The following is a 14,137-nucleotide window of genomic DNA, read 5'->3' as shown; positions in this document are numbered from 1 at the left end:
TGAGTGTGATTTGTTTTCTTCAACGTCTCATCAAATAATTAAATCCCGATTGTTCTAGAATAAGGAGGTTTTGCAAGTGAGTTCAAATGTACAGGGTACGCAACTAAGTATTTTGGATTTGACGAAGGCTTTTGGCAAGAAAACTGTTTTAAACTCGCTGAATTTAGAAGTTGAAGCAGGTGAGTTTGTCGCTATTGTCGGGCGAAGTGGTTGTGGTAAGAGTACCTTATTGCGTCTTGTGTCAGGATTAGATAAAGCAACTTCAGGCGGAATACTATTGGATGGAGAACCACTGCGTAGACTCAGTCGCTCCGTAACAGTAATGTTTCAAGACCCCCGTTTGCTGCCGTGGAAGCGCGTTGTTCAGAATGTGGGGTTGGGATTGGAAGGTAATTGGCGTGAAAAAGCTTTGTGGGCACTCGATAAAGTTGGACTCAAAGATCGGGCTGATGAGTGGCCGTATGTCTTATCTGGTGGACAACGGCAACGGGTATCATTGGCAAGAGCATTAGTCAGTCAGCCCCGTTTGTTGTTGCTAGATGAACCTTTGGGAGCATTGGATGCTCTAACTCGCCAAGAGATGCAGAATTTGATTGAAAACTTATGGCAAGAGCGGAGATTTACTGCGTTTTTGGTTACTCATGATGTGGAAGAGGCTGTGGCGTTGGCAGACCGAGTGATAGTGATTGAAGAAGGACAGATTTCTCTGGATCTACCTGTGAGACTTTCACGCCCGCGAGATAGAAGTAGCGAAGTGTTTGTCAATATCAGAGAAGCAGTTCTCCACCGAGTAATGAGCAATGAAGGTAGTCAGCCAAATAACCAATTGTTGCAGTTGAGTAGTTGAGATTTAGCTTTCGTTAGTTGATTAATACAATACTTGAGGTAGCTGCGGTAAAATAGGCTACTTCGAGAATTAAAACTTCCTCTTAAAAAGCAGTTATAGGAATCGAAAATTATTTATGAATACTTAAAATAACTCTCAACTCTCCTCTCTGCGGTTCTGGGTGATTTTTTCATATTCACAAACTAGACAAAATAAAAGATAGTAATTATTAACTTATATAGCTTTATTGAAAATAAACATCAATATCTATTATTTATATTTAATCTAATGATAATCAGAAATTTAACAAAGTATGATGCAGAAGATTATAGACAGATCAGATTAGAAGCTTTATATAAAAATCCAGATTCATTTGGTACATCGTATCATGAAGAAACAATTAAGACGATAGAACAATTTCGGGATAGAATACCAGTAAATAACAATAACTTTATTTTGGGCTGTTTTGAGGATAAAAAGTTAATTGGAATAGTCGCGTTTCAACAAGAATCAAGAATAAAACTCAGGCATAAAGCATATATTAGTAGTATGTATGTTGAACAAGAATATCGAGGAAAAGGCATAGGTAAATTATTACTAAATGAATTAATTGAAAAAGCAAAAGCTATTAATGAGGTAGAAATATTATTACTTGATATTGTTAAAAATAATTTTTTAGCAAAACAACTTTATTTATCATTGGGTTTTCAAATATATGGAATAGAGGAAATGGCATATAAATATAATCATCAATATTTTGATCTGGAGTTGATGCGTTTACAGATTAAATAAAAATATCTTAATTCTTCTTAAATATCATAATTTTGACTAAGGAAAAAAGGCATTTATTTTTTAATCAAACAGAGACAATTTCTAAAGATAACTTTGTAAAGAAATTAAGAGGTAATCTACAATGAAGCTGATTTTACCGCTCGATCTCGTTGCTGACATTGTGCCTTATCTACCGCCTGATACAGAGGTTGTCACGGTAGATGTTGAAGGAAATTTAGATGGGGATGCTACTGATGCTGAAGTTTATTTCAGTTGGTTTTTATCCAGGAGTCCGACGCTGCACAAAATACTAGAAGCAGCACCAGCACTGCGTTGGCATCATGCACCAAATGCAGGGGTGAATCACATCCTGACACCAACTTATTTGAAAAGAGATATTATTCTCACAAATGGGGCCGGAGTGCATGGAATTCCGATCGCAGAATTTGTAATAACTTATATACTAGCTCATGCCAAACACCTGCCAGAATTATATGCTTTACAGGCAGAACATCACTGGAAAAGAGGCTTTGCCATCGAAGAGTTGACAGATGCAACCTTGCTAATTATTGGCGCTGGTGGTATTGGTCAAGAAATTGCCGCTCGTGCCAAACCCTTTGGTTTAAAAATTCTTGGCAGTCGGCGTCATCCCCAAGAGCTACCAAATTTTGATAAAGTAGTGGGTGCTGATGAATGGCGATCGCTCCTACCAGGGGTTGATTATCTAGTTATTGCCACACCCCTAACTCCAGAAACCAAAGAATTTATTGATGAATCTGTATTGCGATCGCTCCCAAACCATGCATACCTAATTAATATTGCTCGTGGTGGTGTAGTTGATGAATCAGCATTAATCAAAGCACTCACAGAAGGTTGGATTGCAGGTGCAGCATTAGACACAGTTAACTCAGAACCACTACCACCAGAAAGTCCTTTGTGGTCACTTCCTAACATCTTTATCACACCTCATACTTCCGGTCATTCACCAAAAAGTAAACAGCGTTCAATAGCACTATTTATCGACAATCTGAAGCGTTACCAAGCTGGTCAGCCGTTACGAAATGTAGTAGACAAAAAAGCAGGATACTAAATATTGGGCATTGGGAATAGGTAAAGAATTTAACTTTTAATCTTCTGCCTTTTTGCCCTAATACTCAGTCCCTTTGAAAATTCAAAATGGAATGGGAGACTAGCAAATGGTGAAACTAATTTTACCCGATCATCTCATTGCTGATATTGAGCCACACCTACCATCTGATATAGATGTTGTGGAGGTGGATAGTGAAGGCAATCTCGATGGTGATGTTAGTGATGCAGAAGTTTATGTCAACGGATTTTACCTGAAAACTTCTACCCTTGACAAAGTGCTGACAGCTGCACCCAGGCTGCGTTGGCAACAGTCACCGAGTGCTGGGGTGAATCACATCCTCACGCCAACTTTTTTGCAAAAGGACATTATCCTTACTAATGGCGCAGGGGTTCACGCAATTCCAATTTCGGAATTTGTACTGGCATTCATGCTCTATCACGCCAAGAATCTGCGGAAATTGCAAACTTTGCAGGATAAACACACTTGGGTAAGAGGAGTGTTTCTCGAAGAGTTGGCAGATGCGACTTTACTAATTCTCGGCACTGGGAATATTGGTCAAGCGATCGCATCTCGCGCCAAAGCCTTTGGAGTCAAAGTTTGGGGTAGTCGCCGCCATCCCGAACCCCTACCGAATTTTGACAAAATTGTGGGTGCTGATGAGTGGCGATCGCTCCTACCAGCAGCCGACTATGTAGTTATTGCCACACCACTAACCCCAGAAACGAAAGGCTTAATCGATGAAGCTGCATTGCGCTCTATGCGCCAGTCTGCTTACCTAATTAACATTGCTCGTGGTGCGATCGTGGATGAAGCCGCATTACTCACTGCACTACGTGAGGGATGGATTGCGGGTGCTGGATTAGATACAGTAGCTACCGAACCTCTGCCGCCAGAAAGTCCCTTATGGTCGTTGCCAAACGCTTTTATCACACCCCATTGTTCAGCCCTTTCGCCACGGCTGAGAGAGCGTATAGCACAACTATTTATCGACAATCTCAAACGCTACCAAACTGGTCAACCCTTGCGGAATGTCGTAGACAAGCAAGCAGGATACTGAGCAATTCCAAATATTGGGCATTGGGCAGAAGAGGCAGGGGGGCAGGGTGCAGAGGGGAAAACTCTTCTCCCTTGCTCCCTGCTCTTACGAGTCCCCAGTCCATAATCACTTGACTTTCAGCACCGACTTCCCTAAAGACTGGCAAATAACATCGTTTTGCGGTGTATGGATACGGCTGCACAGAACGTCACGGTAGTGTCGTTCTAGAGGATTCCTTTTTAACAGACCAGGATTACCTGTCAGTTCTAAGGCAATCTCTACAGCACGAATCGAGTTATTTGTGGTGAGGTATTTAACAGCTTGTGCCTGTAATCCTATGTCAGGCTCATACTCGCCCTTATCAATATCTTCAGCCAAGCTATAAATCAATCTATTGTTAGCAAACAGCAGTGCTTCTATCTCACCCACAGCAGTTTGGAAGCGTGGCAGAGTTGCCAGTGGCTCTTTGAGATTAGAAGGCGATCGCTCCCAAAGATATTTAACAAGCCAGTCTCGCGCACTAGTAGCAACACCCAGATATAAAGCACTTACTGTCAAACTGCCCCAAGTGGAAATCAGCGGATCAAAAGATGGTGCAGCAGATATGGGGCTGATATTTAGAGCATACTCTGAGGGAATTAATACATTCTCTAAAATGAGGTCGTGGCTGCCCGTAGCTCTCATCCCCAGGTGATCCCAGGTTTCGACAATTCGCAAACCGGGCAGATTGCGCGGAACCAGAAAACTTCCAACTTGTGGTTCATCCTCAGTTGTCCGTGCCCAAACAACAAAGTAGCTGAGGATGGGACTGCCTGTGGTGTACTGCTTATGTCCTGTTAAACGCCAACCCTCTATTGTTCGTTCAGCAATTGTAGCAGGCAATCCGCCTCTAGCTGGCGTTCCTAACTCTGGTTCAACACGGGCAGCATTGAGTAGGGCAATGCCTTCGATTGATTCACGACACAGTCGCTTATATACTTCTGGATGCCAGCGACGGCCACGAGCCGCATGAGCATGTTGGAGATAGTGCATTGTCAGCACTAGCGCGGTCGAAGCGTCGCCACGCGCTATCCCTTCAATAACTCGGCAGATAGTTGGCAGCCCCAAACCCTGACCACCGAATTCACGTGGAATGGTGAGGCTGAGTAATCCTGCCTCATGTAAAGCTGTAAAATTCTCGAATGGAAAGGAACCATCTTTGTCGTGTGCCCCTGCACGGGTGGCAAAGTCTTTGGCCAGAGCCTCAACTTGGTCGAAAATATTGGGAAGAGTTTCTAAGCCTTTGGCTACAAAGGTGTCTGGCACTGCTTGCTCCAACTGTGACATAAAATACTCCTTCAAAACTGACTTTACTATTAACCCAAATTGCTAGTCACCTTAGCGCTTCGCATTGAGATATCATGCATAGTCACGCAAAGAATAAAATCTCAGCAATTCTAAATTTGGGGCTTTACGAGGAATTGGCGGGACAAATGGGGTCAAATTCAGGATGAAAGAAATTAGATACCGCCAGTAAACAAAAATTAAGTTGGTGGGAAAAGTGGGAAAAGTAGGATGTTTTGTATAAATCCTTGCTTATCCTGTGGAGAAGCTGTAATTTAACTTATTGATTACACAGTCAATCGAGAGTTATATAAATCATTGGTAAAGTTCACAATCAGAATCTCTTTAGATTCCCTAGTGTATATGTGCAACGCATTCAAGGGAGTCAAAATAATTATGTTAACTTCTGTGTATAATGCACCCAGAGTTTGATAAGCCGCTACTTTGGTTATTACTTAATCTGCTCCCGCGAAAAATTGATGTTCCTGCAAACTTAAGATTCTTTCATCGCAGTTGAGCGATCGCAACTACTTGTAACTTAAATCCTCCTTTCTTTTGTTTGTCAGTTGTTGACCTCGAACTCAGAATTTCTGGTAGTCGTTAAAAATACTACTTAAAGTCGATCGGGTTATAGTAATTAGTAAGCTTTGCAAGTATGACACAAAAACCTTCCAGATAGCAAGCGAACCAGAGGATTCAGCGATCGCTCCACAGCTTAACGAGTCGCCAAATTTCCTACATAAGAGAGAGATAATATTCACCTCAAGATAGATGTTTTTGGGGATAAATGTGCAGCAACAGCATTACCGATCGAGATTAAAGTAACTCTGTTTGCTTTTAGATGATTTCGCACATTTAACCAAATCTATGGTGTGACATTTTGGTCAGTGCGCTGGCTCTAGAACTACTAATTAATTTATACATCTAATATTTTACTTGCTCACATCGCAATCCTAGAGTTTTAAAAAATGAACTTGCGACTTCTTGTCATTTTTTTTACTATAGTCTCATTATCTGACGGATCTTTCTCAACTTAATAGCAAGCTGTAATATGTATTGCGACCATAGCCTTGCATAGTGAAAATAGTATGGTTGGGGGAATTTACTAGGGTGTGTGCTTGATCACACTATTAACGTGTTTAACCTCACTGCTAATTCAAACAACTTAGTATACGTCTTAAATAAACATATAGATACAGTTATGACTCCACCATGCTACGTCCCTTAACTGTTTAAAGATTTAATATATAAATGCTTTTAAAATATATTTTTTTTGCTAAAAATTATCTATTAGGTGATTTATGAAAACAATTATATTAAGAAAGTCCTAAAATCTTCAAATTTAAAGTTGAGCAGTGTAAGCTAATTATGTAAATACCATGAGCACAAATCTTTTTTAATGACTTGCATTGATTACAATATAGGAGGTATAATACAAACGTTAAATGGCTTGCTAGATGTTCCCTTAAAGATACTAAACATTGCTGGCAAAGGATTCACTGGGAAACCTTTCAAGCAAACTTAAGCAATATTTGTTTAAGTGGAATTTTGCTGTATTAGTAAAATCCCACTTAAACAAAAATTTATGATGTGCTTTATAGTTCTTAATAGTCCTCTACTTCCTGTAGCCTACCCAAAGCTAGCCTTTTAGCGATCGAGGTTACACGCTTGAAACTGAGGCTATCCCGGAGGCTCTCCCCTAGATTCGCAAAACACTAGGGGAATAACACCGGGCGTTAATTGCACATCGTCTAAACCTCAGATTAACCCTGCAAGGTTAATCTGATGTGCAGTTGTGGTCTTTTTGCTGTCAGGCTTTGATCACACAACTGCAATGGATTACGTTTGCCCATCATTTACGACTTAGCGCAACTGTATACAATTATGTCACACCATTTTAGTCAAGACAAGGCAGTTAAAAAGTTAGGGATGTCTGAAATCATTCTTTTAAGGCTACTTCCGAGTTATATCTTATTCAAGAGCCTGAAAGCTAATTTTCAGTCGGGACACCTTCTTGACAATTAATAGCTGGAAAAATTTTGAGAGTTGGTGATTGAGAATTGGAAGAATTTGCTTAGTCATCGCTGCATCTACCAAATTTTGATCTGAAAATAATTACTCTTAATCATCAATTACGGACGTCGCTGATTATCAAAATGAGCGAGCCATATTCGTGTCGATTCTGTTGATGCAATTGTTTGATGTTTAGCCTAAATCTGGCTAAATCAACCTCTAGCTCGATATTTTGGCATTCCACATTAGTGATTGTCATATCAATAATCTGGTGCAACGAGTAGGGCTGTCCAGCAAACAAAAATACATAGCATGTCAAAAGATGGTTTTTATCATGCTCTTTCTTCCCAAGACTACTATAAGGAGGCTTAGAATTTCCTCGGTGAAAATACGGGATTCCAGAAAATTTTTAATTAATTTTTGAATCTGATTCAGACTGATAACTAAAATCTGTTGTGGAGATGAGAAAATGCCACCAGTGCTTTCTGAGCAACATCTGGGCGAAAGGCTGTTGTACGCCTTGGGTGCAAAGCTTTCAGAAAAAGAATTACAAAACTTCTTGGCAGAAATGGAGATTGTGGAGCCACCACTAGCAAAGCAGTTCTGGCAATCTGCACAGACGAATCCTGGTATCTATATTATTCTTACAGGTAAAGTCCGACTGTTAGATAGCTCTGAGAATTTAATCACTACCTTTGGTGCATGGTGTTTTTTCGGTGAATTGACTCTGTTTCCCGAAGCTAACTTTAGTCCTTATGTAGTCAGAGCTTCGACAAGCTTAAAACTTGGCTATTTCAGGCAAGAAGCATTGCAAACGTTAATAGACAAGTATCCTACCATTCGCGATCGCCTATGTGCCAGTGCAGAACTTTGGGATTTGCTATTGTTATGTCGCCAAATCTCACAATTTCCGTGCCATACATCACAAGTTCCAGGAATGCTCAGAGTTTTATCTCTGTTTGAGCGACACCAGTTAGAAACTGGCTCTGTAAGTCCACAAATATTTCAAGATTCGCAATTGTGGCTATTGTACAGAGGTCAACTGCGGCATTCTCAAGGCCATTCTTTGACACCAGGCACTATCTTTGCTCAACCAGAACAAGGTGATTGGCAAGCAACGCAACCAACGATTGCTTACATTCTGAAAAACGAGCAGATGCAAACAGCACTAGAATATTTCCCAGAGTTGGGGAACTGGGGATTGGGGACACAACTCTTGGAGACACTCCGCGAACGACAAGCTCAGTGTATCGCTGAGGATTGGGGACTGGGGACTAGAGAAAAAACTTTCCAATCTCCAAAAGCCAAAATTATTCCTTTTCCCCAAAGAGAGAAGCAGTCACAACAACAGCCCAAAAAATCACGTTTTTACTTTCCCAGTCCGAAAGTGCAAATAGGGCATTGGTGGAAACGCCTCACCAAGAGCTATCCCTTCTATGCCCAACAAAGCGCTGCCGATTGTGGCTCTGCTTGCTTGGTAATGATTGGTAACTATTGGGGCAAGCATTTTAGTATCAATCGCCTGCGGGATATGACCAACGTTAGCCGCAACGGTGCATCCCTGAAGGCAATGGCAGCAACAGCAGAAAACCTGGGTTTTGCCACCCGTCCGGTGAAAGCGACTCTTGATAAATTAGCAGAACAACCTTTACCTGCAATTGTCCACTGGGAAGGCAAACACTTTATTGTTGTCTATGAAATCACGAAAAAACGGGTGATTGTATGTGACCCTGGTATTGGTCAACGCAGCCTGACAAAAGCTGAATTTCAAGCAGGTTGGAGTGGTTATGCATTGTTATTGCAACCTACAGCCCTACTAAAAAATAATAAAGACGAAAGTCGAAGCTTCTGGAAATTTTTTGAGTTAATCAAACCTCACTATCGGACACTGCTAGAAATCTTTATAGCTTCTGTAGTCATCCAATTATTTGGACTAGTAACGCCAGTATTCACCCAGTTGTTGCTCGACAGAGTACTTGTGCAACGTAGTGTGACAACCTTAAACGCCATTGGTTTGGGAATGATTGTTTTTGGGTTGTTTGGTGTCGCTGTCAACGCTGTACGCCAATATCTCCTATTTCATACTGCTAACCGCATTAGCATCGCTCTACTCGTAGGCTTTATCAAACATACCTTCCGCTTACCCCTTTCTTATTTTGAGTCGCGTTACGTTGGGGATATAGTCTCGCGCATCCAAGAAAACCAGAAAATTCAGCACTTCCTTACCGGTCAGACACTCTCCATCGTGTTGGATATGCTGACATTGGTGGTTTATCTGGCCTTGATGTTCTCCTATAGCTGGCGGATGGCATTATTCGTACTATGTACTGTACCGCCATTTTTTATCTTGGCGCTGGCTAGCACAAATATTTTGCGCCGCATTTCCAGAGAGATTTTTAATGCAGGTACCAAAGAACAAAGCTATCTCATAGAATCCATCAGCGGAATTCGTACCGTCCGCTCATTAGCAATTGAACAGACAGTGCGCTGGCGTTGGGAGGAACTGCTGAATGATTTAATCAAAAAAGCCTTTAATGCTCAAATAATTGGTAATCGCCTGCAAGTTATCAGTGGCGTTATCCAAACCTTTGTAAATACTTCGTTGCTGTGGTATGGAGCCTCCCAGGTAATTAATGGCGAACTGACTATTGGACAATTAGTTGCTTTCAATATGCTGGTGGGTAACGTCTTGAGTCCTTTCCAGCGGCTATCTATGCTGTGGAATGAATTACAGGAAATCGTGATTTCTACCGAACGCATTAATGATGTGTTGGAGGCGGAACCAGAAGAAGACTTAGAAACTAAACCTCGGAAGCCGTTGGGTAAACTCCACGGTAACATTCGCTTTGATAATGTCACTTTTCGCTATCACTTAGAAAGTGAGACTAACGTCTTAGAAAATCTCAACTTTGAAATTCAGCCAGAACAGATGGTTGCAGTAGTAGGACGCAGCGGTTCTGGAAAAACAACCCTCAGTAAGTTGATTTTGGGTTTATACCCACCGACAGATGGCAAAATACTCATTGATGGCCGCGACATCACTAGTGTTTCCATGCGATCGCTCCGTTCTCAAATCGGCGTTGTAGACCAAGATACTTTTCTGTTTGGTGGCACTATTCGGGAAAACATTGCGATCGCTCATCCAGATGCTTCTTCAGAAGAAATTATCCAAGCAGCAAAATATGCCGGAGCCGATGATTTTATTCAAAAACTACCGATGGGTTACGAATCCCAAATTGGTGAAGGCGGCGGTATGCTCTCTGGTGGACAGCGCCAACGCCTAGCGATCGCTCGTGCTTTACTCGGAAATCCTCGGTTATTACTGTTTGATGAAGCCACCAGTCACTTAGATTCAGAATCAGAACGAATTATTCAAAACAACCTCAAAACAATTCTTCAAGGGCGCACAAGTGTAATTATTGCCCATCGCCTCTCTACAGTCCGCAACGCTGACTTGATCCTGGTTTTAGATCAAGGCGTTTTGGTAGAAAGCGGTACCCACGACGAATTAATCGCTAAAAAAGGTCATTATTACTACCTGAATCAACAACAACTGGCTCAAGTCAGTTGAGATTGGTATGGGGCATTGAGCAATAATTAATAGTTTTTCTTCCCCTACTCTCTCATCTATATATGTACCTTTATCGGAAATAAAACCATGCCAAATCCCAATAGATCATCCCCATTTCCTCAAGATGAGCCGGATGAGTACCAAAGTTACACACAGCAAGAAGAATCTGGAGAGTTTAACGAGCAGACCGAAGCAGAAAATGACAGTCAAGATTTGTACTACGGTACTGAAGGATTGCTCAATGCCTTACCTCGAATTTGGACTCGTAGTTTGTTGTATGTACTCATCGGCTTTGCTGGTCTATTCTTGCCTTGGGCAACTCTCTCACGAGTAGATGAGACTGGCAGCGCCAGAGGGCGTATAGAACCTAAAGGCGCAACTCAAAAATTAGATTCTCAAGCTAGTGGGAGTGTCAAAACAGTTACGGTCAAAGAAGGAGATACAGTCAGAGCCGGTCAGGTTCTACTAGAACTGGACTCTGATCTACTACAAACAGAACTGCAACAAGTCCAGAGCAAATTGCAAGGGTTACAAAATCGGCAATCCCAACTAGAAGTGCTCAAAAATCAACTTCTAATGTCAACTAGCCTTTTAGAGCAACAAAATAAATCCCAAGAATTAGAAAAAATGGCTCAAGTTAACCAGGCGCAGCAAAACCTGGATGCCAAACTGAGTAGCTATAACCTGCAAAAGTTAGAAAAACAAGCATTAGTTAAGCAAGCAGAGCAGCAGATTTACACGACTCGCGACGATCGGGAATCGGCTAAAACCGTTTTGGGTATAGATTCTAGGCAAATTGGACGCTTTAGCAAACTCGTTGAGGATGGTGCGGTTTCTGCAACCCAAATCGATCAACTCAAAAAAGAACAACAAGAAAGCAAACGACTCTATAACAGGACTGTATCGGATATTAAACAAGCTCAATTGCGTTTAACGGAAGAGCTAAATCGTTATCAAGTAACTATCAAGATGTTGGAGTCGGATATCAAACAAGCAAAACTCCGGCTGCAAGAGGAACAAAGTAGCTATAAAAGTGCCATGCAAGCCGGAGAACTGGCTGTAATGAAAAATCAGGAACAGCTAAAAGACCTACAGACACAAATAACAGCAGTGCAATCAGAAGTGGCTCAGACTAAGAGCCAGATTATATCTACAAGACTTCAAATTCAGCAACGAGTGGTGCGATCGCCAATTAATGGCGTGATTTTTGAATTACCCACCACTAAGCCAGGAGCAGTAGTACAAGCCGGTCAAAGGGTTGCCCAAATTGCACCCAATAACGCAGACTTCATACTCAGAGCCAATATGCCTAATCAAGATAGTGGTTTCTTGAAGCTAGGAATGCCAGTTAAAGTCAAGTTTGATGCTTATCCCTTCCAAGAGTATGGCATCGTGCAAGGGAAAGTTACTTGGATCTCTCCTGACTCGAAAGTTAGCCAAACACCCCAAGGAAACACTGAAAGCTATGAGTTAGAAATCACCTTAGACCAGCAGTATGTCGAAAATGGCAACAAACGTATTCCATTAAGTGCCGGTCAGACAGCAGATGCTGAAGTCATCATTCGTCAACGGCGAGTGATTGACTTTGTTCTAGATCCGTTCAAGAAACTGCAAAAAGGCGGTTTAGAGATTTAGTCAGAGCGATCGCACTGGAATTAGAGATCAGAAAAACTCTTTCCCAGTCATCAATCTTTTCCAATCCTCAATTCTCTTAGTTATTGGAGATATCGTGTTATGCCCCACAGTCTGACAATTTCCAGTTCAGATATCATTCACAGCCTCAAACTCTCCTGTCAGATACCTGATGTAGTCGAGGCGATCGCATCGCAAAGCATCATTACCGAAGCAGCTCAAGAGGCAGGAATTACAGTCACACCAGAAGAACTACAGCAAGAAGGAGATGACTTACGGTTCGCCAAGAAACTAGTTAAAGCTAAAGACACCTGGACATGGCTAGAAAAACACCACCTGTCTGTGAATGAGTTTGAAGAATTAGCCTACAACAATATCCTTTCGCAGAAGTTAGCGAATCATCTATTTTCCACCCAACTCGAAAAGCACTTTTATGAACACCAACTAGATTATGTCGCCGCCGTCACCTACGAAGTCGTCTTCGAGGATCGAGACTTGGCTTTAGAGCTTTTTTATGCTCTAGAAGAGGGCGAAATCAATTTTCCAGAAATTGCTCGTCTATATATCCCAGAACCAGAACTCCGCCGTGCTTACGGATATCAAGGACTTCGATACCGCAAAGATTTTCGTCCGGAGATTGCAGCGGCTGTATTTGCTGCTGCACCACCAGAAGCTCTCAAACCGATTACGACTCCTAAGGGAGTGCATTTAATTTGGGTGGAAGAAGTGATTCAACCCCAATTAGATGAACAGTTGCGCCAAAAAATCATTACAGAATCATTTTCTGATTGGTTAAAACAACAAATCAACGCTATGAAAATAGTTACTCAGATAGACTCAGATGCAAATGTGCGATCGCACGAGGAATTGCTAGATATGTCATTCACCAAAAACAAATAGATTGTTAAAATCCAAATATTTTTGTAACTAGCTATCTCCCTTTATTTAGGGTAGATGTTTTTAGGTTTCAAAGATAACAAGGGTTTTGCTTTTTTGCTTAAAAATTTAATAGTTCTTTGTTTTTAGTATTTTGTAAATATATCCGCAAAATGCTATTTTGGGGCGCTATAAAAAGTAATTTAAATTCTTATAAACCATGCTGGGCAGGAATAACTTTGATTTTTGTCTAAATTTGACATGTGTTTTTTAAGGTTTTACTTATTGCTATATATGATGTTTTTGGTGTGCAAATATATTAGTTTATTTAATCAAAAACTTTTTAAAAAACTATTGACTTTTCTGAGGAATAAACTATAGTAATTACATAGCCAACTAAAACAAGTTGGTTACGCAAAACACGCCCAAAAAAAGTTACAACCTTCGGGAGAAACTCAAATGATTATTTCTGATCTGAACTACTTGGAAAACACCTCTGAAGAAGTTATTGGTGGTGCTACTTTTACTGCTAATAAGAACGTAAACATCGTTGTTAACGTTAACGAAAAGATCAACATCACTAAAAACATAACCTCTTACGTTAGCCTCACCGGCAACGTAGCTACTGCTGAATCGGGCGCTACTGCATTCGGTAACAACACCCTAGCTGAATCCTTCGGTTTCGCGAACGCCGATCCTTATTCTTCTTCCTCTAACGCATTCGCCGTAGCTGCTAGTAGCTAATAATTAAACTCTACTTACGAAGAGTATTAACTCCTGCAAGTAGAGTCAGCGGCTCGAAAGCCTAGTAGATTCATAAATCGCTGAAGGCTCTTTGCTCATTTGAGCCTTCGGCTTTTACAAAAATTACATAATTTTAACTCAAATAACTGTTTCCGCAACAAATTTTTACAAAATTTAGTCCTAAACCCTAGCTACAGTTTTGTGCTGTTTGCCCGCTCTGAATTAAAACTCTGGGCTAACAGTCATAAGTGAAAC

Annotated in this window: 9 protein-coding genes; 8 read left to right on the top strand and 1 reads right to left on the bottom strand. The window is 41.1% G+C overall.

The annotated features are described in order from the left end of the window. Nucleotides 1-76 precede the first annotated feature (76 nt). The 4 genes from RM347_RS11895 (at nucleotide 77) to RM347_RS11880 (ending at nucleotide 3,744) form a co-directional block, all read left to right on the top strand. Entirely contained in the window at nucleotides 77-847 is a 771-nt protein-coding gene (locus RM347_RS11895; protein ID WP_322716470.1) for an ATP-binding cassette domain-containing protein, read from the top strand. Between the two features lie 267 nt (nucleotides 848-1,114). After that, nucleotides 1,115-1,618, top strand: coding sequence for a GNAT family N-acetyltransferase (locus RM347_RS11890; RefSeq protein WP_322716469.1), 504 nt, complete (start codon nucleotides 1,115-1,117; stop codon nucleotides 1,616-1,618). A 121-nt stretch (nucleotides 1,619-1,739) separates the two neighbouring features. Continuing rightward, nucleotides 1,740-2,687: a D-2-hydroxyacid dehydrogenase gene (locus tag RM347_RS11885; RefSeq protein ID WP_322716468.1), complete on the top strand. Its 948-nt coding sequence runs from the start codon at nucleotides 1,740-1,742 to the stop codon at nucleotides 2,685-2,687. Nucleotides 2,688-2,793: 106 nt separating this feature from the next. After that, nucleotides 2,794-3,744 carry a D-2-hydroxyacid dehydrogenase gene (locus RM347_RS11880; protein WP_322716467.1) on the top strand — a complete coding sequence of 317 codons (951 nt, stop codon included), beginning with the start codon at nucleotides 2,794-2,796 and terminating at the stop codon, nucleotides 3,742-3,744. A 105-nt stretch (nucleotides 3,745-3,849) separates the two neighbouring features. Here the strand turns inward: RM347_RS11880 and RM347_RS11875 are convergent, their stop codons facing one another. Then, nucleotides 3,850-5,049 carry an acyl-CoA dehydrogenase family protein gene (locus tag RM347_RS11875; RefSeq protein ID WP_322716466.1) on the bottom strand — a complete coding sequence of 400 codons (1,200 nt, stop codon included), beginning with the start codon at nucleotides 5,047-5,049 and terminating at the stop codon, nucleotides 3,850-3,852. Nucleotides 5,050-7,528: 2,479 nt separating this feature from the next. On the opposite strand from RM347_RS11875, the gene RM347_RS11870 reads away from it, so the two are divergent. The 4 genes from RM347_RS11870 (at nucleotide 7,529) to RM347_RS11855 (ending at nucleotide 13,882) form a co-directional block, all read left to right on the top strand. Then, nucleotides 7,529-10,630 carry a peptidase domain-containing ABC transporter gene (locus RM347_RS11870; protein ID WP_322716465.1) on the top strand — a complete coding sequence of 1,034 codons (3,102 nt, stop codon included), beginning with the start codon at nucleotides 7,529-7,531 and terminating at the stop codon, nucleotides 10,628-10,630. A gap of 87 nt (nucleotides 10,631-10,717) precedes the next feature. Beyond that, nucleotides 10,718-12,265 carry an HlyD family efflux transporter periplasmic adaptor subunit gene (locus RM347_RS11865; RefSeq protein WP_322716464.1) on the top strand — a complete coding sequence of 516 codons (1,548 nt, stop codon included), beginning with the start codon at nucleotides 10,718-10,720 and terminating at the stop codon, nucleotides 12,263-12,265. A 99-nt stretch (nucleotides 12,266-12,364) separates the two neighbouring features. After that, nucleotides 12,365-13,162 (top strand): peptidylprolyl isomerase, encoded by a 798-nt coding sequence (locus RM347_RS11860; RefSeq protein ID WP_322716463.1) that lies wholly within the window; start codon nucleotides 12,365-12,367, stop codon nucleotides 13,160-13,162. 435 nt (nucleotides 13,163-13,597) lie between these two features. Next, nucleotides 13,598-13,882 (top strand): hypothetical protein, encoded by a 285-nt coding sequence (locus RM347_RS11855; protein ID WP_322716462.1) that lies wholly within the window; start codon nucleotides 13,598-13,600, stop codon nucleotides 13,880-13,882. Nucleotides 13,883-14,137: the final 255 nt, after the last annotated feature.

The sequence above is a fragment of the Nostoc sp. ChiQUE02 genome (assembly GCF_034531305.2).
Classification (GTDB): Bacteria; Cyanobacteriota; Cyanobacteriia; order Cyanobacteriales; family Nostocaceae; genus Nostoc.
The sequence above is the reverse complement of the archived record's forward strand: the minus strand, read 5'-3'. Positions and strand labels throughout refer to the sequence as shown.

Excerpts from the sequence above, each read along its gene's own strand:
- RM347_RS11890 (WP_322716469.1), top strand. The coding sequence starts at position 1,115 with ATGATAATCAGAAATTTAACAAAGTATGATGCAGAAGATTATAGACAG.
- RM347_RS11885 (WP_322716468.1), top strand. The coding sequence starts at position 1,740 with ATGAAGCTGATTTTACCGCTCGATCTCGTTGCTGACATTGTGCCTTAT.
- RM347_RS11880 (WP_322716467.1), top strand. The coding sequence starts at position 2,794 with ATGGTGAAACTAATTTTACCCGATCATCTCATTGCTGATATTGAGCCA.
- RM347_RS11875 (WP_322716466.1), bottom strand. The coding sequence starts at position 5,049 with ATGTCACAGTTGGAGCAAGCAGTGCCAGACACCTTTGTAGCCAAAGGC.
- RM347_RS11870 (WP_322716465.1), top strand. The coding sequence starts at position 7,529 with ATGCCACCAGTGCTTTCTGAGCAACATCTGGGCGAAAGGCTGTTGTAC.
- RM347_RS11865 (WP_322716464.1), top strand. The coding sequence starts at position 10,718 with ATGCCAAATCCCAATAGATCATCCCCATTTCCTCAAGATGAGCCGGAT.
- RM347_RS11860 (WP_322716463.1), top strand. The coding sequence starts at position 12,365 with ATGCCCCACAGTCTGACAATTTCCAGTTCAGATATCATTCACAGCCTC.
- RM347_RS11855 (WP_322716462.1), top strand. The coding sequence starts at position 13,598 with ATGATTATTTCTGATCTGAACTACTTGGAAAACACCTCTGAAGAAGTT.